This window comes from Streptomyces sp. NPDC058157, assembly GCF_042884105.1.
GTDB lineage: Bacteria > Actinomycetota > Actinomycetes > Streptomycetales > Streptomycetaceae > Streptomyces.
This window is the reverse complement of the sequence record NZ_JBHVUQ010000134.1, coordinates 1-21,235: the sequence shown is the minus strand read 5'-3', so window position 1 is coordinate 21,235 and position 21,235 is coordinate 1. Positions and strand designations below refer to the sequence as shown.

Annotated in this window: 17 protein-coding genes and 1 pseudogene; 9 read left to right on the top strand and 9 right to left on the bottom strand. The window is 75.3% G+C overall.

Annotated features, from left to right (window positions below; translation table 11 throughout):
* Positions 1–182 precede the first annotated feature (182 nt).
* A complete protein-coding gene (locus tag ACFVXK_RS27220; RefSeq protein ID WP_389616094.1) occupies positions 183–563 on the bottom strand; it encodes an EF-hand domain-containing protein in 381 nt (126 codons plus the stop codon).
* Between the two features lie 121 nt (positions 564–684).
* Here ACFVXK_RS27220 and ACFVXK_RS27215 point away from each other — a divergent pair, with 121 nt between their 5' ends.
* Positions 685–2,910, top strand: coding sequence for a helix-turn-helix domain-containing protein (locus tag ACFVXK_RS27215; protein ID WP_389616091.1), 2,226 nt, complete (start codon positions 685–687; stop codon positions 2,908–2,910).
* Positions 2,911–2,913: 3 nt separating this feature from the next.
* On the opposite strand, the gene ACFVXK_RS27210 is transcribed toward ACFVXK_RS27215, so the two are convergent.
* The gene (locus tag ACFVXK_RS27210) at positions 2,914–3,639 is read right to left on the bottom strand and encodes a TetR/AcrR family transcriptional regulator (protein ID WP_389616089.1); all 726 of its coding nucleotides are present in this window, start codon (positions 3,637–3,639) and stop codon (positions 2,914–2,916) included.
* 95 nt (positions 3,640–3,734) lie between these two features.
* On the opposite strand from ACFVXK_RS27210, the gene ACFVXK_RS27205 reads away from it, so the two are divergent.
* Entirely contained in the window at positions 3,735–4,073 is a 339-nt protein-coding gene (locus ACFVXK_RS27205) for a darcynin family protein (protein WP_389616086.1), read from the top strand.
* Positions 4,074–4,077: 4 nt separating this feature from the next.
* Here the strand turns inward: ACFVXK_RS27205 and ACFVXK_RS27200 are convergent, their stop codons facing one another.
* Genes ACFVXK_RS27200 through ACFVXK_RS27190 form a run of 3 tightly spaced genes read right to left on the bottom strand, consistent with a single transcriptional unit; the run spans position 4,078 to position 6,547 of the window.
* Positions 4,078–4,692, bottom strand: a complete 615-nt coding sequence (locus ACFVXK_RS27200; RefSeq protein WP_389616083.1) for a hypothetical protein — start codon at positions 4,690–4,692, stop codon at positions 4,078–4,080.
* 19 nt (positions 4,693–4,711) lie between these two features.
* A complete protein-coding gene (locus ACFVXK_RS27195) occupies positions 4,712–5,086 on the bottom strand; it encodes a hypothetical protein (protein WP_389616081.1) in 375 nt (124 codons plus the stop codon).
* Between the two features lie 24 nt (positions 5,087–5,110).
* A complete protein-coding gene (locus tag ACFVXK_RS27190) occupies positions 5,111–6,547 on the bottom strand; it encodes a zinc ribbon domain-containing protein (protein ID WP_389616078.1) in 1,437 nt (478 codons plus the stop codon).
* A gap of 115 nt (positions 6,548–6,662) precedes the next feature.
* Between ACFVXK_RS27190 and ACFVXK_RS27185 the strand changes: the two genes are divergently transcribed.
* The 3 genes from ACFVXK_RS27185 (at position 6,663) to ACFVXK_RS27175 (ending at position 13,948) form a co-directional block, all read left to right on the top strand.
* Complete coding sequence (locus ACFVXK_RS27185; protein ID WP_389616075.1) at positions 6,663–9,710, top strand: BTAD domain-containing putative transcriptional regulator; 3,048 nt, start codon at positions 6,663–6,665, stop codon at positions 9,708–9,710.
* Positions 9,711–9,816: 106 nt separating this feature from the next.
* Positions 9,817–11,985 carry a WD40 repeat domain-containing serine/threonine protein kinase gene (locus ACFVXK_RS27180; protein ID WP_389616072.1) on the top strand — a complete coding sequence of 723 codons (2,169 nt, stop codon included), beginning with the start codon at positions 9,817–9,819 and terminating at the stop codon, positions 11,983–11,985.
* A gap of 37 nt (positions 11,986–12,022) precedes the next feature.
* On the top strand, positions 12,023–13,948 hold the full coding sequence (locus tag ACFVXK_RS27175; protein WP_389616069.1) for a WD40 repeat domain-containing serine/threonine protein kinase: 1,926 nt from the start codon (positions 12,023–12,025) through the stop codon (positions 13,946–13,948).
* A 50-nt stretch (positions 13,949–13,998) separates the two neighbouring features.
* Here the strand turns inward: ACFVXK_RS27175 and ACFVXK_RS27170 are convergent, their stop codons facing one another.
* A complete protein-coding gene (locus tag ACFVXK_RS27170) occupies positions 13,999–15,699 on the bottom strand; it encodes a carboxylesterase/lipase family protein (protein ID WP_389616066.1) in 1,701 nt (566 codons plus the stop codon).
* A gap of 115 nt (positions 15,700–15,814) precedes the next feature.
* Between ACFVXK_RS27170 and ACFVXK_RS27165 the strand changes: the two genes are divergently transcribed.
* The 3 genes and pseudogenes from ACFVXK_RS27165 to ACFVXK_RS27155 form a co-directional block, all read left to right on the top strand.
* Complete coding sequence (locus tag ACFVXK_RS27165; RefSeq protein WP_389616063.1) at positions 15,815–16,732, top strand: MerR family transcriptional regulator; 918 nt, start codon at positions 15,815–15,817, stop codon at positions 16,730–16,732.
* A 228-nt stretch (positions 16,733–16,960) separates the two neighbouring features.
* Complete coding sequence (locus tag ACFVXK_RS27160) at positions 16,961–17,224, top strand: hypothetical protein (RefSeq protein WP_389616060.1); 264 nt, start codon at positions 16,961–16,963, stop codon at positions 17,222–17,224.
* Between the two features lie 66 nt (positions 17,225–17,290).
* Positions 17,291–17,578: pseudogene (locus ACFVXK_RS27155) on the top strand (SAM-dependent methyltransferase); the annotation flags it as partial.
* Positions 17,579–17,783: 205 nt separating this feature from the next.
* Here ACFVXK_RS27155 and ACFVXK_RS27150 read toward each other — a convergent pair.
* Entirely contained in the window at positions 17,784–18,728 is a 945-nt protein-coding gene (locus ACFVXK_RS27150; protein ID WP_389616057.1) for a helix-turn-helix transcriptional regulator, read from the bottom strand.
* A gap of 149 nt (positions 18,729–18,877) precedes the next feature.
* Complete coding sequence (locus ACFVXK_RS27145; protein WP_389616054.1) at positions 18,878–19,852, bottom strand: GlxA family transcriptional regulator; 975 nt, start codon at positions 19,850–19,852, stop codon at positions 18,878–18,880.
* Positions 19,853–19,956: 104 nt separating this feature from the next.
* Between ACFVXK_RS27145 and ACFVXK_RS27140 the strand changes: the two genes are divergently transcribed.
* Positions 19,957–20,667 carry an HD domain-containing protein gene (locus ACFVXK_RS27140; RefSeq protein WP_389616051.1) on the top strand — a complete coding sequence of 237 codons (711 nt, stop codon included), beginning with the start codon at positions 19,957–19,959 and terminating at the stop codon, positions 20,665–20,667.
* A gap of 7 nt (positions 20,668–20,674) precedes the next feature.
* Here the strand turns inward: ACFVXK_RS27140 and ACFVXK_RS27135 are convergent.
* A partial coding sequence (locus ACFVXK_RS27135; RefSeq protein ID WP_389616048.1) for an FAD-dependent oxidoreductase occupies positions 20,675–21,235 on the bottom strand: 561 nt, incomplete at its 5' end.

Below are 21,235 nucleotides of genomic sequence, written 5' to 3'. Positions count from 1 at the left end.
GTCCGGCACGGGCTTCGCGTGGCCGGCCGTCCTCCTCACGGGCGCCGGCGTCGCCGCGTCGGCCTGGTACCGCCTCCGTCGCCGCCGGCCGGCCGCAGCGGGGGGAGCAGGCGCGGTGGTGCCCCCCGAGCGGTGAGGACGGCAGCGGGCGGCTCCTGACGAGTCCGGCTAGTCGGCGGCGGTCAGAGGAAGGTGCCCGGGCCGAAGAGGAGCCGGCCGGGGGCGGACGCGTCGTCACCGGCCCAGAACTCGTACCAGTTGGCGCGGAACTCCTCCCGGCTGATGCGGCCGTCGCCGTCGAGGTCGAGCCGGCCGAAGGCGGTGTCGGTGTCCGTGCTCCGGCCGCTGAACGCCTCGATCATCCGCTTGTACTCGGCCCGGTCGACCGCGTCGTCGCCGTCGGCGTCCACGACGTCGAACATCGCCTCGGCGGTGCCGTGCACGGCTTCGGGCATGTCCGGCAGGACGTCGACCACGTTCAGGACGTCGTCGAGCGACACCCGGTCCGCCCCGCCGGCGGCCTCGGACAGGGTCCGCCACCACCCCGTCATCGTCTCCCGCACCACCCGGTCGTCGCCCCCTCGCCGCCGCCCGCGTTTCACCCGCAAAAGTAGGGTCGTGCATACTTTTGCGGGCGAGGTACGGCGTTCCGGCTGGGCCGCACTGACCAGGGGAAATCCAGACGTGGACACCGGTACACCGGCGACCGGCGCCTTCGGCGCGCTGCTGCACGGCCTGCGGACGCGGGCGGGGCTGAGCCAGGAGGAGCTCGCGCACGCGGCGGGAGTGAGCGTGCGCGCCCTCTCGTACATGGAACGCGGACGCTCCCGGGGGCCGCAGCGCCGCACCGTGCAGGCACTGGCCGAAGCCCTCGGCCTGGACCCGGAAGGCGCCCGCGAGCTGGAGCACACCGCGAGCCTGGGCCGCCCGCGCCGGGCCCGCACCACGGAGGTCGCGCCCGCCGCCACAGGACCGGACCCGGCCGCGCGGACCGCCACGCCCGATCTGCTGCCGCGCGCGCCGCGCGGCTTCCACGGGCGGGCGGCCGAGCTCGCCGCCCTGTCCCGGGCCGCCGCGGGCGAGGCGCCGGTCTGCCTGGTGGTCGGGCCCGCCGGGGTCGGGAAGACGGCCCTCGTACTGCACTGGGCCCACCAGGGCCGTGCCGGATTCCCCGAAGGCACGCTCTACGCCGACCTGCGCGGGTTCGGTGACACCGGCGAGCCCGCCCTGATCGAGGTGCTGCGCGAGTTCCTCTCCGCGCTCGGCGTGCCGCAGGAGGGGATGCCGGAGTCCGCGAACGGCGCGGCCGCCCTGTTCCGCCTCCTCGCCGCGGAGCGCCGCCTCCTCGTCGTACTCGACAACGCGCGGGACTCCGAGCAGGTCAGGCCGCTCCTGCCGGGAGGTCGCCGCTGCGTCACCGTCGTCACCAGCCGGCACCGGCTGCCGGGGCTGATCGTCACCGACAGCGCCACGCCCGTCGCCGTGGACGTGCTCGGCCCGGACGACGGCACGATGCTCCTCGCCCGGGTACTCGGAGCGGACCGCGTTCGCGCGGAGCCGGCGGCCGCGCGGCGGCTGGCCGGGCTGTGCGGCGGGCTGCCCCTCGCGCTGCGGGTGGCGGCCGCCCGGCTGGCCCAGCGGCCCGACCGGTCGCTGGAGGAGATGGCCGCCGAACTGTCCGACGAGACGCGCCGGCTGGCCCTGCTCGACGTCGAGGACACCGGCGTGCGGGCGGCCCTGCGCGTGACGCTGCAACAGCTCCCGGAGGAGGTCTCCGGCCTGTTCGCCCGCCTCGGCCGCCACCCGGGTACGCACGTCGACCGGTACGCGGCGGCCGCCCTGGCGGACACCGGCCCGGCGGCCGCCGAGGCCTGCCTGGAGCGGCTGGCCGTCGCGCACCTCGTCACGGAGACGGCGTCCGGCCGGTGGACGATGCACGATCTCGTACGGCTCTACGCCCGGAGCCTGGACGCCGGTCCGGCCGCGCTGACGCGCGTGCTCGACCACTACGTGGCCACGGCCCTCGCGGCGGTGGCGGCGGCCGAGCCCGGCAACGAGGACTGCTTCCCGCTCCCGGCGGACTTCCTGGCGCCCGCCGCCGTACGGGAGTTCGGCGACCGCGCCGCCGCCGTGGCCTGGTACGCGGCCGAGCGGGACGAACTCACCCGGGCGGCGGCCGCCGCGCACGCCGCCGCACTGCACGACCGCACGTGGCGGATCGTCCTCACGCTCTGGCCGTTGATGGTGTGGCGGGTCCGCGACGGCTGGGTGCCGCTGCTGGAGACGGGGCTGGCGGCGGCACGCGCCGACGCCGACGCGTACGGCGAGGCGCGCGTGCTGAACGTGCTGGGCTGGGTCCTGACCGAGGAAGGCCGCCTCCCGGAGGCGCTCACCCACCTGCGGGCCGCCTCCGCACTCGCCTCCCGGTCCGGCGACGCGGTGGCCGAGGCGAACGCCCTGCTCGTCCTGGCCCTGGCGCAGGCGGCCCTCGGAGGGCTGGACGAGGCCGCGGCGGGGTGCGAGCGGGCGGTCGGGCTGGCGCGCGGGGCGGGTGACCGGACCATCGAGAGGCTGGCCCTGCAGCACCTCGCCCGGCACCGGGCCGACGCGGGGAGGTGGCGCGAGGCCCTGGACACGGCCGACGACGCCCTGGCCTTCGACGGCGGCGCACCCGGCACGGCCGACGTGCCCCGGATCCTGCTCCTCATCGTGCGGGGAGAGGCGCTGCTGGGGCTCGGCGACGAGGCCGGGGGCATCGGACAGCTCGAACTGGCGGCCCGGGAGGCGGAGTCGTCCGGCAACGAGGACGCCGCGGTACGGGCGCTCGGCGCCCTCCTGAAGGCCGCGCCGAGCCCGGAACTCCAGGCCCGCCACGACGCGGCGCTCACCCGCCTCACCACCCGGGCCTGACGGTCAGGCGGACGGGTCGCCCAGCAGCGTGAGGATGTCGTCGACGGTGCGTTCGAAGAGGGGGCCGGGGTCGGTGAGGGCGAAGTCGAGGTGGCCGAAGACCTCCACCGCCACCGCCCCGTACAGGCGGGCCCAGCACGCGACGAAGACGTAGATCACCTCGAGCGGCACCGGCGCGCCGGCGAGGTGCTCGCGCACCTCCTCCAGCTGCTCCGCCCAGGCCGGGTCCAGGTCCGTCGGCACGTGGACGCCCCCGCGGCGCCACATCTGCACCATGAGATCCAGCAGGACGCCTCCGAAGCGCCAGCTGGAGTCGTGCGCGGCGTCCTCGGGGGCCGTGCCGGCGTCCGCCACGGGCTTGGCGAACAGCAGGGTGAACTCCTGGGGGTGGGCCAGGGCCCATCGCCGCAGCTCCCGGCACACCTCCCGCAGCCGCCCGCCCGGCCCGTCCGTCGGCCGCCGCTCGCGTGCGGTCTCCAGGGCCGCGGCGAGCTCCTCGTAGAGGTGTGAGACCAGGGCCTGGACCAGCTCGCGGTGGCCCGCGTAGTAGCGGTAGAGGCCCGGCGCGGTCAGGCCCATCTCCCGGGCGACCGCGCGGACCGTCACCGCGGCGGGCCCCTCCTCCACCAGCAGCCGGCGGGCGATGCGCATCGCGTCGGCCAGTGCCTCCTCGCGCACGCGGTGGCGGCGCCGTGCCGCCGGGGCTGCGGTTCCGGACGAGTCCCTCATCTGGGCCGGTCCGCCTTCCACTTGACAAAGTTAACGGGTATCACTTTAGCTTGCCGCAAGAGTTAACGGTGTAAACAATTGGCTTCGGGGGACTCATGACCTACGGCATCGTGCTGACCTACACGCTCACGCCGCGCTGGCTGGCGCTGCCGCGCGAGGAACGCAACCGCATGCGCGCCACGCACATCGAGCCGGTCTTCGCCCGGTACGCGGACCGGGTCACGGCCCGGTTCTTCGACGCCGAGGCGTTCAGCGGCCGCTTCTCGGACTTCGCGGTCCTGGAGACCGAGGACCTGGGCGCCTACTACTTCCTCGTCGAGGCCCTGCGCGACACGCCGCTCATCAGCGAGGGCCTCCTCGTCCTCGGCGAGGTCATCCTCGGCGTCCGCGACGGCTTCCAGACCTACGAACACCACCTCGCCCCCGCCACGTAGTGGCTCACTGCTCGGTGACGCTCGCGCTGACGATCACACCGCCGGAGACGGTGTAGGTCCCCCCGTAGGTCTTCAGCGTGCCGTCCGTCTGGAGGGCGCGGATCAGGACCCGGACCCGGCCGCCGCCCTCGGTGCCCGCCGAGGCCAGGGAGAGGGCCGCCGTGGAGTCGTAGCCGGACACCCAGTTCCCGAACGTGGTGTGGGCGATGTACTTGCCGCCGAGCTCCCAGGCCGCGTCGAAGTCGCGGTTCGCGAGGTCCCGGTAGTACTCCTCCACCACCTCCGCGGGATCGTCCGCGGCCGGCGGCGGCGGGGTGGGCTCCGGGGCCGGGTGGGTCGCGGGAGGAGGGGTGGGGGACGGCGGCTGCGGGGTGGAGGTCTCGGTGGCGGCCGGCGGGACGGGGGGCTGCGTGCCGGGGGACCAGGCCGGTGACTGCGACGGCGGGCCCGCCGCCTGTCCGCCGTGACCCGGATCGGGAGCCCTGGCCAGGAGCACGGCCGTGCTGCCCCCGCCGGCCACCACGAGGACCGCGACGAGCCACGGGAGCCACCGCGGGAAGACGGTGGCCCCCACGCGGACGTAGTCCGGCCCGGTGGGCCGGGAGGGAGGCGTGGTCATCTCCTTGCCGCCCCCTCCCTCACAGGCCTCGTACCGCCTCTTCGATCGGACGCGCCAGTGAGGCGAGGGCGGAGAACCCCGCCACCGCGCTCACGAGCGTCCGGGCGAGCATCCGCAGCTTGCCCGTGCGCCGGTTCTCCGACGTCAGTTCCTCACGCGCGTCCTCCGCGACCTCGATGAGGTCGGCGCGGTCGGGGTGGTCGGAACGGCCGAGCTCCTCGATGAGGCGGGAGACCAGTTCCCGGATCTCCTCGGGCGACTGCTGCCGCCCGTCCCCCGCCCGCGCCGAACCGCCGGTGTGCACCACCGCCCGCGCGTCCCGGCCGCTGGCCACGGCGGAGGACACGACGTGCGAGCCGCCCGTGGCGTTGATCCCGTTGTTGCTGCTCCCCATGTCTTCCGTCGCCCCTCACCTTGGTCAGTCGAGCTTCACGCGCGGCAGTTTCCTGAGGACCTTCGCCGACGCCTTGGCGTTCTCCCCGGAGGCGACCGGACTGGCCTGGACGCTCGCTCCGTGGCTCGCGATGATCCCGTGGTTGATGATCAGTTCCTGTCGTTGCACCAGCTCGTCCGTCCGGATCCCGTGGTCCTCCGCGAATTCGACGAGCGCGTCCAGCACCCTCTTCTCGATCGCCTTGAGGACCATGGTGCTGTCCGCTTCCTGGAAGTAGCGCTGGTGGCTCCCGTCGGCGACGTCGCCGCGCACGGACTTCCGGGCCCCGTAGTCGAAGCGGCGCAGCTGCGTGATCAGCTTGTCCTGCCCCCGGACCCGGAAGTACATCCAGAAGTCGGGGGCGAATCCCGCGATGGCGCGCCAGGGCGCGGCCAGGAGCTCGAACACCGTGGGGAGCACGGTGTCCAGGGCGAGCAGGACCACGTCCCGCACGGGCGCGACGGGCATCAGGGTGTCGACGACCCGGTAGGCGTCCTTCAGCGGGAAGAGCACGGTGGGGGCCGCCTCGACGACGAGACTGGAGTCCGAGCGCACGAACCGCACGAAGAGGGAGGTCACCAGCTCGCCTCCCCAGCCCGTGGAGTGCACGCCGAGGTAGGGCCTGACCTTCTCCTCGGGCGCCCGCTTCAGCGCGTCCAGGGCCTCGGCCGAGACGGCGGTCACGGGCCGGCCCAGCGGATCCGGCAGGAAGCGCCGGTCCTCCCGGACGGCCCACCCCTCGACGAAGACCCGTTCCTCGATCTCCAGACAGGGCAGGCCCAGCGTGGCGAGCCGGGCCGCGACGTGCGCGTACAGGTCCACCACATCGAACTCCCGGGGCTCGGCGCCCAGTCGGCCCGCCGCGGTGACGTCGAAGGCGAGCGACCACGATTCGCGCGGCGAACCGTACCCGGTGAACGGCGAATACCCGCTGTAGGTGGTGACGTTCCCGGCGGCGTACGCGTCGATCTGCCGCAGGCGGGCGGCGACGCTCGCGTTGACCGGCGCCGGAGCGGCCGCGGGGTCGAAGGCGTCCGGACGCAGACTCCGCAGCGCCGCGCCGTACTTGGTGGAGCACTCGAACCAGAACACCGTCAGCCAGGAGAGGAAGAACACCACCAGGAAGAGCGCGACGTTCCCCACCGCCAGCAGGAAGACGAGGGCGAACAGGAGGAGGACGGCCAGGAGGATGTCCCGGCTGTGCCTGCGGGCGTTGGCGATGTACGCGTGCCGCAGCACCACCGGGACGTCGCACGCCGGGGCCGCCGCCACGGCCAGGTGCGGCTCCGCGGCCACGTCCTTGACGAGCGACCTCGCATACTCGCGGTCCAGGTACACGGCCGCGCACAGGTACCTGGTCACCTCCCGGCTGCCGCCCCACTCCGGTACCGCCCCGTGGCGTGCGGGCACCGAACCCGTCATGCGTTCCCCCGATTTCAAGCCATTCGGTCCACCCGGCGCCGCGAACCCTTGCCAACGATGCACCCCGGCACTGCAATGCTGATGAAATTCCGATGACGTGGCTGAAGGGGCGCTCGTGGAAGGGGAGTTACCGCAGCGGATCAGGATCGAGCTGCTCGGACCGGTACGGGCCTGGCGGGGCACGACGCCGCTGGCGCTGGGACCCCTGCGGCGCCAGGCCGTGCTGGCCGCCATGGCGCTGCGGCCGGGCACCACCCTGAGCCACGAGGAGCTGCTCGACCGGGTGTGGGGCCCCGCGCCGCCGGGCTCCGGCCACCGGGTCCTGCCGACCTACGTCTACGCGCTGCGCAAGGAGCTCGACCCCGGGGGCACCGCGTACGAGGAGTCGGTGATCCGCAGCAGCCAGGGCCGGTACGGCATGGCCGCCGACGCGGTCCGCCTCGACGTGGCCGAGCTGGCCGAGGGGGCGGCGCAGGCGCAGCGCGTGAAGGCGTCCGGCGACGTGGCCGGCGCGGTGACCCGGCTCACCGACGCCCTGGCCCTGTTCCGCGGGGAGCCCCTGGCCGGGCTGCCGGGCCCGTACGCGCGGGCCGAGCGGCAGCGGCTGTCGCGGCGGCGGAGCGCGCTCCGCGCGGAGCGCTTCGCCTGCCTCCTGCTGCTCGGGCGGGCCCGCGAGGCCCTCGACGGTCTGGCCGCGCTGTCCGCCGCGGAACCGTACGACGAGTCGCTCCTGGCCCTGCACATGCGCGCCCTGTACGCCGAACAGCGCCAGGCGGAGGCCCTGAACGCCTATCAGGCCATGCGGGGGCGGCTGCGCGACGAGCTCGGGGTCAGCCCCGGCGACGCGCTGGTCGGGGTGTACGAAGCGGTGCTGCGCCGCGACGACGACCTGCTCCTCGGACCGGCGGTGGCCCGCCACACCACCCCACCCGCCACGGCAGCGGGCGCCACCTCCCGGCCCGCCACGGCAGCGGGCGCCACCTCCCGGCCCGCCGGCGCCCCGCCCGCCACCTCCCCGTCCGCCGCCGCCACCGCGGGTCCCGTGCCGCCGCGGCCCCGCCGCCCCGTGAACGAACTGCCGGGCGTCCCGGGCCTCTTCGTCGGGAGGGAACACGAACGCGCCCTGCTGACCGCCGCGTTCCCGCCCGACTCGGTGGCGGTGGCGGCCGTCGACGGCATCGCCGGGGTCGGCAAGAGCGCCCTGATCGTCCGCGCCGCCCAGGACCTGCGCGAACGCCACCCGGACGGCTGCCTCTTCGTCGACCTGCGCGCCCACAGCCCGGGGCGCCACAGGCCGTCGCCGCAGCGCGTGCTGCGCCGGCTCCTGCGCACGATCGGAACGGCGGACAGCGAGGTACCGGCCGACCTGGACGAGCTCACCGCCGCCTGGCGGGACGCCACCGGCCCCCTGCGCCTGCTCCTCGTCCTGGACGACGCCCTGGACAGCGCGCAGGTCACACCGCTGCTCCCGGCCGGACCGGGAAGCCTGGTGATCGTGGCCGGCCGCCGGCGCCTGACCGGCCTCGACGCCGACCGGCGCGTCACGCTGGAGCCGCTGGAACCGGACGACGCGCACGCCCTGCTGGGGCGTCTCGTCGGAGAGGAACGCGCGGCCGGGGAGGACGCGGCGGCGCGCGAGCTGGCCCGGCTGTGCGGCGGCCTGCCACTGGCCCTGCGCATCGCCGGCACACGACTGCAGACCCGTCCCGCCTGGACCTTCGCCCACCTGGTGGGCCGGATGGCCGACGACGACCGGCGGCTCGGCGAGCTCAGCACCGGGGAACGCAGCCTGGAGGCCGCCTTCCGCCCGTCGTACGACCAGCTCACCCCCGCCCGGCAGCAGGCGTTCCGCGTCCTCGGGCTGACACCGGCCGGCGAGTTCGACGCGCTGGCGCCGGCGGTGATGCTGGGCCGGCCGGCGGCCGAGATCGAGCGGATGCTGGAGAGCCTGGTCGACACGAGCCTGGTGCAGCAGCCCCGGCCCGGCCGCTACCGGCTGCACGACCTGGTACGGGTGCACGCCCGGCGGCTCGCGGAGGCCGTGCCGGGGGAGGCCGGGCCGGCGCGCGACGCCGTGCTGCGCCTCTACACGGACGCGGGCCGGACCGCCAGCGACTGGGGCGCGCGCGGCTTCCCCACCGGACCGCCGCCGACGGGCGCCTTCCCGGATCGGGCCGCCGCGAGCGCCTGGCTCGACGCCGGGGACGCGGACCTCACCGACGTCGTCGGTCATGCGGCGGCCCTCGGAGAAGCCGACCACGCCTGCTGGATCGCCGAGGCGCTGACCGACCACTTCGTGCGCCGCGGCCGCTACCACGAGGGCCGCGCCGCGCTGGAGGTCGCCCTTCCCCATGCGGACCGGGCCGCCGACCGGCGGATGGCCCCCGCCCTGCGCAACTGCACGGGGCTCGTGGACATCCTGCTGGGCGACGCCGCACGGGCGCGGACGGCGTTCGACGAGGCGCTGCGGCTGAGCCGCCGGCGCGCGGACCGGCGGGAGGAGGCGCGCGCCCTGAGCGGGATCGGGGCCGCGGAGCTCAACGCGGGCCGGCCCGAGCGGGCGCTGGCCCCGCTGGCCACGGCCGTAGGGCTGGCCCGGCTGCTGGAGGACGAGTGGCTGCTGGCGATGGCGCTCTGCGTGCTGGGAACGGCCCACCGCATCCTCGGGCGGCCCGACGACGCCCTGCGCCGGCTGGCCGAGGCCGCCGACCACGCCGAGGTCAACGGCCGGCCCGCCATGATCAGCAGGGCTCTGGGCAGCGCCGCCGAAGTCCACCTCGAACTGGGCCGGTTCGCCGAGGCCGCCGGGCTCCTGCGGCGGGCGGCCGATCTGGTCCAGCGGGCGGGCGACGTCCCGTTGACGGCGATCACGCTGAGCATGCTCGGCACGGCCGAGCAGGGTGCGGGGAACCTGGAGGCGGCCATGGCCCTCCACCACGAGGCCCTGTCCCGGCTCGGCTCCCTGCCCGCGTCGGACGAATCGCAGCGGACCCGCATGGAGATGGAGATCCGCGGCAGACTGGGACGCACCTACCACGCGGCCGGCCGGGTCCGCGAAGCGAACCGGGAGTTCCGGACGGTGCTCGCCTTCCCGGGCTCGGGCGCCCACCCCGCGCAGCGCGCGTTCGCCCTGGCCGGGCTGAGGCAGAGCGCAACCTCCTGACCCCGGCACCCCACCGGCCCCGGCGGCGGCGTTCGACGTGCCCCGCTCCGCACGGAAGTACCGGGTCCTCAACTGCCCTGCAGGGGATCATGGTTCAATGCCGAGCGTGACAGAGTCCATACGCCCTGGCGGCACCTGGAGTTCCACGGTCGGGCCGCTGCGCCCCGGCGATCCGCGGGACGTCGGCCCCTACCGCCTCGAGGGACGGCTGGGCGCGGGCGGCATGGGGGAGGTCTTCCTCGGCACGTCGGCGAGCGGCCGCCGGGTCGCGGTGAAGCTGATCCGGCCGGAGCTGGCCGCCGCCGCGCGCTTCCGGGAGCGGTTCGCGCGGGAGGCGGCCGCCGCCCGGCAGGTCGGCGGGTTCCACACGGCGCAGGTCGTGGACGCCGATCCGGCGGCGGAACCGCCGTGGCTGGCCACCGCCTACATACCCGGTCCGACGCTGCAGCAGCTGGTCGACGCCGAAGGGCCCCGCGACCCGGAAGCCGTGCTGCGGCTCGGCGCGGGCATCGCCGAAGGGCTGGCCGCGATCCACCGCTGCGGGCTCGTGCACCGGGACCTCAAACCGGGCAACGTGATCGTGGCCGGGGACGGGCCGCGCATCATCGACTTCGGCATCGCGCTCCAGCCGGGCACCGATGCGCCCACCCGGACCGGATCGGTCATCGGGACGTACGCCTACATGTCACCGGAGCAGGTGCGGGGCGAGGCGCTCTCGCCCGCCGGCGACGTGTTCGCCTTCGGGTCGGTGCTCGTGTTCGCGGCGACCGGCCGCAGCCCCTTCGACGCGACGACCGTGCCGGCCATCGTGCACCGCGTGGTCACCGAGCCGCCCCGGCTCGACGGACTGCCCGCCGCCTTGCGCGAACTGGCCGAAGCCTGCCTCGCCAAGGACCCCGCCGGGCGTCCCGGAATGGAGGAGGTGCTGGCCCGTCTCTCGGTCACCGGGCCGGGCGGAGGCCCGTACGCGGCGCCCGGCGCACCGGCCGGCGCCTTCGGGCCGCCGCCCGCCGCCTTCGACGCCGAGGCCGCTGCGGCGTTGCACGCCCTCCCGACCCAGCCGGCCGAGGCACCCCCGGCCCCGCCCGGCCCACCCGGTACGCCCACCGCACCCGCACATGGATCGGCACCGGGATCCGTACCCGCACCGGAATCCGCACCGGACCCCTTACCCGTACCCGTACCCGAAGCCGCACGGTCCAGGGCCGTGTCCCGCCGTACGCTGCTCCTCGGCGGGATGGGCGCCGCGGCGGCCGCCGTCGCCGTACCCGCCTACCTGCTGCGGGACTCCTGGACGGGATCGGCGGCGCAGCCGGACCGGACCCGGCCCGTGGCCCGCCTCGAAGGCCACCCGCAGCCCCTGGTGTCCCTCGCCTTCGGTCCGGACGGCCGGACCCTGGCCGCCGCCGGGTCCGCCGGTGAGCTGTGGCTGTGGGACACCGTCACCCGCCGTACGGTCGCCAGGTTCACGGGCGAACCCCCGCGCGCCAACGGCCTGGTCTTCAGCCCCGACGGCCGTACGCTGGCGGCCAGTTGCCAGGACGGAACGCTGCGGCGCTGGGACGTGCGGACCCGGACGCCGCTGCCCCCGCTCTCCGGGTTCGAGGCGTACTCGCTCCCGACCCCGTACTCCCTCGCCGTCAGTCCCGACAACGCGGTCCTCGCCGCGGCCGGCGCGGGCACGGTCCAGCTCCTCGACCTGGCGAGCGGACGCCGCCTGAAGAAGCTCGACGCGGGGGAGCCGTCCGGCGTGCTGTTCACCCCGGACGGCAAGGCGGTGGCCACCGCCTCCCGCCAGCGGGTGCTGCTCTGGGACGTCGGCGGCGGGGAACAGCCCAGGACGTTCACCGACGACTCCGTCGCGTTCCGCTTCAACAGGGTGCTGATCAGCCCGGACGGAAAGACCATCGGCGGTGCGGGGCCCGGCGTCCACCTGTGGGACCTGGCGACCGGCAGGCCCACCGCCACCCTCACCTCGCCGCACCGGCGCCTGGAGGAGGCCGCCTACCGGCCGGGCCATCCGGTGATCGCGGGCGGCGGCTTCGGGTTCGGTCCCGGGGACGACGTCACGGACAAGGCCAGGGCGGCCACGGGCGGCACGATCAGCCTCTGGGACCTGGACACCGGGCGCATCGCCCGGACCCTCACCGCCGACCTCCGGCAGTCGCCCGCCGCCCCCTTGCTCTCCGCCCTGGCCTTCAGCCCGGACGGCAAGACCCTCGCGGCGGCCTTCAGCCCGTCGGACAGCACGATCCAGCTCTGGCAGCTCGCCTGACCGGCGGCCCTTCTCTTCCTCTCGACGGACGGTGTTCATGGACGCGTTGTTGCCGCACGACCCGCGGTGGGTCGGCCCCTACCGCCTGGAGGGACGGCTGGGCGAAGGCGGCATGGGCCAGGTCTTCCTCGGCACCTCGCCGGGCGGCCGGCCGGTCGCGGTGAAGCTGATCCGTGCGGAGCTGGCCGGCACCGGGCATTTCCGGGAACGGTTCGCCCGGGAGGTGGAGGCCGCCCGGAAGGTCGGCGGGTTCCACACGGCGCAGGTCGTGGACGCGGACCCGGCGGCCGAATCCCCCTGGCTGGTCACCGCGTTCGTACCGGGACCCACCCTCCACCGGGCGATCACCGAGGGCGGGCCGCTCGGACCGGCTGCGGCGCTGCGCCTCGGGGCGGGGCTCGCCGAAGGACTCGCGGCGATCCACCGGTGCGGGCTGGTCCACCGGGACCTCAAGCCGGGCAACGTGATCGTGGCCGAGGACGGGCCGCGCATCATCGACTTCGGCATCGCACGCGCCGTGGACGCGAGTTCACTGACCGCGACCGGATCCGTGATCGGCACCTACGCCTACATGTCGCCCGAGCAGATCCGCGCCGACCGGGCCGGACCGGCCAGCGACGTGTTCGCCCTCGGCGCGGTGACCGCCTTCGCCGCGACGGGCCGCGGCCCGTTCGACGCGCCCTCCCTGCCGGGCGTCGTCCAGCGGATCCTCGACGGACCGCCCGCCCTCGACGGGATCGACGGCGAGCTCCGGGCCCTCCTCGTCGACTGCCTCGCCAAGGACCCGGCCGACCGCCCCGACGCGCAGGGCCTGCCCGCACGGTTCGCGGCCGCCGTCGCGGAGGGGGCGCGGGCACCCCGGCCCAGCCGTGAACGGACCGTGGTGGCGACCCCGCCCGTCCGGACCCCGCAGCCGACCACGGAGCGCGATCCGGTCCCAGACGTCCGGCAGGACCCGGGCCCGCCGTCCGCCGGGGCCACGAGGACCCGCCGCGGCCCCTCGCGGCGCGCCCTGCTCATCGGGGGCGCATCGGCGGCCGCGGTCGCGGCGGCCGGGATCCCCGCCTACCTGCTGCTCGGCGGGAGCGACGCCCTCGAGGGCCCGCGCAGCACCTACGGGCTCGCCTTCAGCGCCGACGGAGGCACCCTGGTCGCCGCCGGAGGCGACGGCCAGATCTGGCGCTGGTCACCGCCGGGCAAGAAGGCGGGCGTCACCCGTATCAGCATCGCCACCTACAACCAGGCGCACGTCTTCAGCCGGGACCTCGGGACGCTGTACCGGGCGGAGGAGCACAAGATCCTCAAGTGGGACGTCGCCACGGGCCGCACGGTCGGGACGTTCACCGGGGAGACCACGGGCCAGGCCCAGGACGGGTTCATCCAGGGCCTGGGCCTCAGCCCCGACGGGAGGACCCTCGTCGCCAGTAGCGGCCGGGGCCTGTACCTCTGGGACACCGGCACGGGATCCCGGCTCGCCTTCCACGAGGACGTCAAGAACGGTCCGGCCGCCTACAGCGCCGACGGCACGATGCTGGCCACCGGATGGCCGCTCCAGCTGCGCAGGGGCACGGCCGACACCGTACTGGCCACCCTCGACGCCCAGGGCGCGACCGGCGCGGTCTTCAGCCCCGACGGCCAGCTCCTCGCCTTCGCCGACCGGGGCACCGGCGTACGCCTGTGGAACACCGCCACCCGGCAGGACGTCACCACCCTGGAAGGCCACGACTCCCCGGTCCAGACGATCGCCTTCCATCCGGACGGGCGGACCCTGGCCACCGGTGACCGCGACGGCAAGGTCCTCGTCTGGTCCACCACCTCGGGCACCCCGACCTCCACCCACGAACCGGGCGCCTCCGTCGAGGCACTGGCGTTCAGCCCCGACGGGAAGACCCTGGCCGCAGGCTGCAGCAGCGGTACGAGCGCCGGCGGCAACGACACGGTCTGGCTGTGGAAACCCGCCTGACCTGGATCCGCCCCGCCACGGGCGGGAGCGGTCGCGCCCGGAGCGCCCGGTCAGCCGGTCCGGCCGTCGAGCGTGTCCCAGAACGGGCAGTGGTGGGCGGAGTCCGCGTCGGTGGGGCGGATCCCGTCCGGGCCGGAGGCCAGTGACAGCACCGGCTGGTCGCGGGGCCCGGCGGAGCGCAGTACGGGCCACGGCGGGGCGTCGGGGCCGTTCGGGCTGCCGGTGCGTGCGAAGGCCGTCCAGTAGGCCACCATCCGGTCGGACAGAGCGCGTTCGGGTGCGGTCAGGGGCCGCTGCGTCGGCACGGAGGGGAACAGGAACGGCAGCTCGAAGCCGTGCGCCGCGCCGTAGGGGAAGCCGGGGTTCTGCGGCAGGCCCGCGGGTACGGGTGGTTCCGGCTCGCCGAACTCGTAGCCGTACAGCGGGAGTCCGGGCGCCTGCGCGGCGACTGTCCGGCCGGCCGCCAGCGTCGTGCACGCCAGGGAGCGGTCCGTGAGCACCGTCGCCCAGGCCAGTGCGGGCGTGGCATAGCCGGCCGCGGGGTACTGCGCCTCGACGGCCGGGGCCGCCGTGCTCCCGAAGGCGTCCACCAGACGGGCGCGGTACTCGGCCTCGGTGCCGATCGGGAAGGCGGCGAGGGACAGCCCGACGAACATGCGCATCTCGTCGCGGTTGGTTCCCTGGATCAGCGGAACCCGGTGGAAGCGTCCCGCCCTCAGCGCCTCCTCCGGCGCCTCGGGCAGCAGCGCGTTGCCGTACGCGGGCCGGTTGAACGACTGCATCAGCTCCGCGGTGGCGAGCCGGTCCGTGCTCTGCCCGCGCAGGCAGGCCACCACGTCCTCGTCACGCCCCGTCGTACAGCCCAGCCGCCGGGCGGCCTGCGTACCGGCCGCCTGGACGTCGCGCTGCGCGGCGAAGGGCTCGTACGCCGGTGAACCGGGACCGAGGGCGCCCCGGGGGAAGGACATCGAGCAGGAGCCGCTCTGGAGGACGGCCCGCTGGAACAGCCCGGCCGCCGCCGGCGAGGTGAGGTGCGCGCAGATGCCGAGCGCGCCCGCGGACTCGCCGACCAGGGTGACCCGGTCCGGATCGCCCCCGAAGCGCACGGCGTTGGCGCGCACCCAGCGCAGGGCGGCCTGCTGGTCCGCCAGGCCGAACGGCGGGGCGGAGCCGAGGCCGGGGTGTCCGAAGTAACCGAAGATCCCCAGCCGGTAGTTGACGGTGACGACGACGGCGCCGCCCCCGGCCGCGAGCCGCCCGGCGTCGTAGTCACCGCCGGAACCGCCGAGGAAGGCACCGCCGTGCAGCCACACCAGCACGGGCCGCCCGGCCGCGGGCCGCACCGGAGCCGGCGTCGTGACGTTGAGGTAGAGGCAGTCCTCCGACCCGGCGACCGTCCCCGCCGCCGCCCCCGGCGGCGGCATCTGCACGCAGCGCGGGGCCGCCGCCCTGGCGTCCCGTACGCCGTGCCACGCGGCGGCCGGTGCGGGCGGCCGCCAGCGCAGCCGGCCGACGGGCGGAGCGGCGTACGGGATGCCGTCGAAGGTGGCGTACGAGCCGTGCGCCGCGCCGCGTACCGGCCCGTGATCCGTCCGTACGACGGGATCGCTCCGGTCCGCCGCCGGCAGGGCCGCGGCCGGGGCGGCCGTCAGGGTGACGAGGCTCGCGAGGGCGCAGAGCAGGGCGAGGAGTGCCGTGACGGGTCCGCCTCTGCGGCGTCGCCGGATTCCTGGCGAGGTGGTCGGGGGCATACGTGTCCGCCGTTCTCGGTCGTGGTGGGGCGGCAGGTGCCGCGGGGGGCCCGGCGGCCCGGGCTCGGTCGCGGATTACGCTAGGACCTCCCGCGCGCTGGAGGTTCAAGGGGCTGTGACGCAGACCACGTGGAGCATCGGTGAACTCGCCGACGGAACGGGGGTCCCCGTGAAGACCCTCCGCTACTACTCCGACAGCGGCCTGCTGCCCGTCGCCGCCCGGAGCGCGGGCGGGCACCGCCGCTACGGACCCGAGGCGTGGGAACGGATCCGGCTCATACGCCGGCTGCGCGCGCTGGACACTCCGATCGCCACCGTCACACGGGTCGTCACGGGCGAGTGCTCCCTGCACGAGCTGGTGGAATCCGAGCTGGAGGCCGTGCAGGAACGACTCGTCGAGCTGCGCTGGCGGCAGGCCACCCTCAAGGCCCTGGACGACTGCCCGAGCGGGGAGCGGCTGCACCGCCTGGAGATCCTCGCCCGGGTGCAGCGGCTCCCGCAGGCGCACCGCGCCCTGACCGACCACTGGTTCCGCGAACTGTCCGGGACCATGCCCCGCCACCGCCTGGAGCGCATGGTCGCGATGCTCTCCCCGGAGCCGCCGAACGACCCCGGCCCGGACTCCGCGCTGGCCTACGCCGAACTCCACCTGCTCATCTCCAGCCCGCGTTTCACCCGCTGGACGCAGGACCACGAGGAGGAGATGCGCGGCGCCCCGGCGCTCTACGCGGAGTTGGACGAGGCCGCCGCCCTGACGGCCGCCGCCGTGTTCCAGGGCCGGCCGCCCCACGCCGGGGCGGCGGTCGACGCGTTCGTCTCCGCCCACGCAAGGGCCCGACGCGAGCTCGACACCCCCGCCTTCCGCACGTTCCTGCACGGGCTGGTGTCGCGCTCCTCGGGATTCGACCCCCGCCTGGAACGCTACTGGGGCCTCGTCGACACGGTGACCGGCGGCCGGGGCCTGAACATGACGGTGGCGCACCGGTGGTTGACCGAAGGCCTGTCGAAGTCGCTGACGGAAGCGGCCCGTTAGCTCCCCGACGGCCGGAGACCGGCTCCCCGGGAGCAACCGGTGTGGTGCAGTGTGGTGCCCGTGAGCTTCTACGAGACACCGCGACCACGACGGCCTCCGTCCCTGCGGCGCCTGGCCGTTCGGACGGCCGTCGCCGTTCTCCTCCTCCTTGTGCTCGCGACACTCGCCGTGATCGGAGGATTGCTCTGGTGGCTGGGGAGGACCCTGCCCGATGGCCAGCGCCGACGTATGGAGGACCAGCTGGAACGAGACAAGGCGACGACCGGTCAGGGGCTGCTGAGAGCCGCCCGGGACGGCACCCTGACGGACGAGGAGATACGACGGGCGAGCTCGGGCAGCCGGTGGGCCGTGCGGCGCGAGACCGGCGAAGTCCGTGTGTCGGCATGGTTCGGGGACGCCGATCCCGCCGATCAGTGCTGGTCCTTCGTGCTGAGCCTGCCCCTGGGGCCCGGGACGACCCTCACGACGGTCCGGGACGAGGGAGCCTGCTGATTGCCCATCAGACCAGTGGGCGGGGGCGGTGCCGGCAGCGCGCCGGGGGCAACGGAAATGCGTGGACCGCCCGGCCAGGTCGCGGTGCCGTTCGACGTCTCCGAGCGGCATCTCGGCTTCGACACCTTCGACCTGGTCGAGCAGGTCCTCGTCTCGCACCACCTCACCCGGGACGGCGAGGACGGCCGCTACCGCCGGGAGAACTCCCGGCACCGGTACGCCTGGCCGGCCGAGCTCGACCTGATGGCCCGGATCGCCGGGCTCGAGCTGGAACGACGCGTCGCGGACTGGGACGGGGCTCCGTTCACCCAGGACTCCGGGAAGCACGTCTCCGTATGGCGCAAGCCGGCTTGAGACCGGCCGCCGGGCTCGGGCGGGCAGTCCTGCTGAGGCGTCGGCCGCGGGGGCGCGCCTACTCGGCCGCACCGGGTGGTGCATGCCGACGCGGGTGGTGATCCAACCGCCCCGCCGGGGCATCGACCCGGTGGTGCCACCCGTCGCGGAGTCGTGGCAAGCGCGCGCGGATCACCGGTACCGCCCTGACCGCGACCGGCCCCGGTCACCTGCGGGTGCGGAGCAGGGTGGCGGGGCTGACGCCGTAGGTGGCGCGGTGTTCGACGGCGAAGCGGCCGGGGTTTCCGAAGCCCCATTTGGCGGCGATCCCGATGACCGAGCTGGTGCTCGGGTCCGCGGTCTTCAGCTCGGCGTGCGCGCGGGCGAGGCGGACCCGGCGGAGGTGGGCGAGCGGGGTGGTTCCGGCGTGGTGCCTGAAGGCGTACTGCACGGCCCGAGGCGTGAGCGGGATGGAGGCGGCGATCTCGGCGAGGCCGATGTCCCGGTCGGCGTTGGCTTCGATGAAGTCCATCGCGCGGCGGAGCGTGTCGCTGGTGGCGTCCCCGCGGTCGACCCGGGCCGGCGAGGTGTCGAGGTCGGTGTGGGGGAAGGCGGAGAGGGCGGCCGAGGCCAGGAGGCGGACGGCGCCGGCGACGACCAGCGGCTGGTCGGCCGCCGGTCCGGCCATGACGTCGTCGCGCAGGTAGGCGACGGTCCGTTCCAGGATCCGGTCGCCGGCGGCGTCGCGCGCCCGCTGCCCGGTCAGCCGTACGGTACCCCCGTCGGGGCCGCCTGCGACGGCGGTGAGGAGGCCGGGGTCGAACATGGTGATCGTGTAGGCGGCGGCGCGGACCTCGCCGGTGTACGGCCGGTCGGGCTGGGAGACCAGGAACGTCTCGCCGGGACCGTGGACCTCCTCCTCGCCCCCGGTGGTGTCGGCGACGGTGCCCCGGTGGATCGTCAGCAGGCAGATCCGCTCCAGGCAGCCGGCGTCGTAGGACATCGCGTAGTCGAAGGCGAGTTCGTCGACGACCAGGCCGCCCGCCGTGCGCCGCTCGACCCGGGTCCCGGTCCGTTTCGGACGGCCGCCGATCCGCATCGGGGTGTAGGCGTCGGAGAGGAACGCCTCCGTCTCGCTCAGGCTCTCGCTCGCGAACGACAACCGCTCCACGACCCGCCACCCCCTCCTCTTCCGCGGTGCCCGTCGCGGCCGCTCCCGCGCGGCCGCCGTCCCACGACGCTACGCCGTCTGCCGCGAAACCGCCTCCGTGCCCCCGTCCGGCCCCCGCCCCGCCCCCGCCCCGGCCCGGGACAGGCCGCTCAGGGGCTGCCGTCGCGGTCCCGTTGCCGGAAGGCGGCGCGGTAGGCGTGGGGAGAGGTGCCGGTGTGGCGGGTGAAGTGGTGGCGCAGGGTCGCCGGTGAACCGAATCCGGTCCGGTCGGCGAGCAGCGTGACGGGCATGTCGGTGCTCTCCAGCAGCTGCCGGGCCCGGTGGATGCGGGCGTGCAGGAGCCACTGCAACGGGGTCGTCCCGGCCTGCGCACGGAACCGGCGGTTGAGCGTGCGGACGCTGATCCTGGCCTGGCCGGCGATCTCGCCGAGGGTGAGGGGCTGCTCCAGGCGGCCTTCCATCCACCGCATGAGGGGCTGCAGGGCGCCGGGATCGGCCGGGGCCGCGGGGCGTTCGATGTACTGGGCCTGGCCGCCGTCCCGCTGGAGCGGCATGACGACGCGTCGGGCGGTCGCGGCGGCGAGCGCCGCCCCCAGGTCGCGTCGTACCAGGTGGAGGCACAGGTCGAGTCCGGCGGCCACCCCGGCCGAGGTGACCAGATGGCCGTGGTCCACGAAGAGGACGGCGGGATCGACCTCGACGCGCGGATGGCGGCGGGCGAACTCGTCGGCGTACTGCCAGTGGGTGGTGGCGCGGTACCCGTCCAGCAGCCCGGTGGCGGCCAGGGTGAAGGCGCCGACGCACACCGAGGCCAGACGCGCCCCCCGGGCCGCCGCCCGCGCCAGCGCGTCGGTGACGGCCGGGGGCGGCGGGGCCAGGAAGCCGGAGTGCGCGGGGATCACGACGGTATGGGCGCCGACGAGGCCGTCGAGGCCGTACGGGGCGTCGATCCGGAAGGCGCCGTGCTCGGGGGAGGTCGTCACGCCGCGGCCGGGAGCACAGACCCGGATCTCGTAGCGCGCGGCGCCGGCGGCCTCGTTGGCCATGCCGAAGACCTGTCCCGGCGTGGCCAGTTCGAACGGGGCGACACCGTCGAGCGCGAGAACGGCCACCACGAGAGTCATGGCCGGAATTTAGCGCATGACGGCATTGTGGCCGCTGGCCGGGGGGCGCGCCCGGCCGCACGATCGGGAGCGTTCCCCTTCCGCACCCTTGAGGAGCCGCTGCGATGTCCGTCGCCCCGCCCGCCGTCCACGACGCGTTCGACCTGCCCCGCACGGAGTTGACCGCCCGCGCCCTGCACTACGCCGAGGAGGTCGAGCCCGCGGTCGTCTTCCGCCACAGCGTGCGCAGTTACCTCTTCGCCCGGGCGCTCGCGGACCACGACGGCATGACCGCCGGAGCGGACTTCGACGACGAGCTGGTGTTCCTGGGCTGCGTCCTGCACGACCTGGGACTGTCGGAACAGGGCAACGGCCACCAGCGGTTCGAGGTGGACGGCGCGGACCTGGCCGCCCGCTTCCTGCGCGAACTGGGCGCCGACGAGGAGGCCGTGGCGGTGGTGTGGGACGCCGTCGCCCTGCACACCTCGGAGGGCATCGCCCCACGGAAGGGCCCGGAGGTCGCACTGGTCCACGCCGGCATCTCGGTGGACGTGCTGGGACGGGGCAGGGAGCTCCTGCCCGAGGGCTTCGCCGAGCGCGTGCACGCCGCGTTCCCCCGCGCCGACCTCGCCTACGCCCTGACGGACGTGATCGTCCGGCAGGCGCTGGACAATCCCGCCAAGGCCGGCCCGTTCGGCTTCCCCGGGCAACTGCTGCGCCGGCACCTGCCGGCCGGGACCCTGCCCGACTGGTACGACCTGATCGGCGCGGCCGGCTGGGGCGACCGGCCCACCACCGCCCGGCTGTTCGAGGAGCGGGCCACCCGGACCGGGTGACGTCCCGTCAGGGCCCGCCGCCCGCGTCGAGGTCGGCGAGCACCTCACGGGCCGCCCGCGCTCCCGAGGCGAGTGCCCCCTGGAGGGAGCCCGTCGCCCGGTGGTCCCCGCAGACGTAGCGGCCCGGGGCGAAGCGGGTCGTGCGGGAGAGCGGCAGGGGCGGGGCCATGGCGGGTAGCGCACCCCGTACCGTGACGCGGTGCACCGGCTCCCAGGTGCCGGTGTCCGTGCCGTACGCCTCGGCGAGGGCGCCGAGGACGGCCGCCTCCTCCACGGGGCCCGGTGCGCCGAGCACGGAGGTCGACACCAGGGCCCTGCCGTCGCCGGAGTAGCCGGGCTGCACCTCGGTGAGGACGCACGTGTTGAGGAACCTGCGGCGGGCGTCGACCAGCAGGGTGGGCTCGGGCAGCGGCGAGCGTTCGACGGCGTGGTAGAGCGTCGTGACGGTCCGGACCGCGGGCGGCGTCAGGCCGGGCAGCAGGCGGGCCGCGGCCCCGGCTCCGGTGGCGACGACGACGGCCCGGGCGCGCAGTTCCCGGCCGTCGAGCACGATCCCCTCCGGCGTCAG

Excerpts from the sequence above, each read along its gene's own strand:
- ACFVXK_RS27145 (WP_389616054.1), bottom strand. The coding sequence starts at position 19,852 with ATGACTCTCGTGGTGGCCGTTCTCGCGCTCGACGGTGTCGCCCCGTTC.
- ACFVXK_RS27170 (WP_389616066.1), bottom strand. The coding sequence starts at position 15,699 with ATGCCCCCGACCACCTCGCCAGGAATCCGGCGACGCCGCAGAGGCGGA.
- ACFVXK_RS27190 (WP_389616078.1), bottom strand. The coding sequence starts at position 6,547 with ATGACGGGTTCGGTGCCCGCACGCCACGGGGCGGTACCGGAGTGGGGC.
- ACFVXK_RS27210 (WP_389616089.1), bottom strand. The coding sequence starts at position 3,639 with ATGAGGGACTCGTCCGGAACCGCAGCCCCGGCGGCACGGCGCCGCCAC.
- ACFVXK_RS27200 (WP_389616083.1), bottom strand. The coding sequence starts at position 4,692 with ATGACCACGCCTCCCTCCCGGCCCACCGGGCCGGACTACGTCCGCGTG.
- ACFVXK_RS27195 (WP_389616081.1), bottom strand. The coding sequence starts at position 5,086 with ATGGGGAGCAGCAACAACGGGATCAACGCCACGGGCGGCTCGCACGTC.
- ACFVXK_RS27140 (WP_389616051.1), top strand. The coding sequence starts at position 19,957 with ATGTCCGTCGCCCCGCCCGCCGTCCACGACGCGTTCGACCTGCCCCGC.
- ACFVXK_RS27160 (WP_389616060.1), top strand. The coding sequence starts at position 16,961 with ATGGAGGACCAGCTGGAACGAGACAAGGCGACGACCGGTCAGGGGCTG.
- ACFVXK_RS27175 (WP_389616069.1), top strand. The coding sequence starts at position 12,023 with ATGGACGCGTTGTTGCCGCACGACCCGCGGTGGGTCGGCCCCTACCGC.
- ACFVXK_RS27205 (WP_389616086.1), top strand. The coding sequence starts at position 3,735 with ATGACCTACGGCATCGTGCTGACCTACACGCTCACGCCGCGCTGGCTG.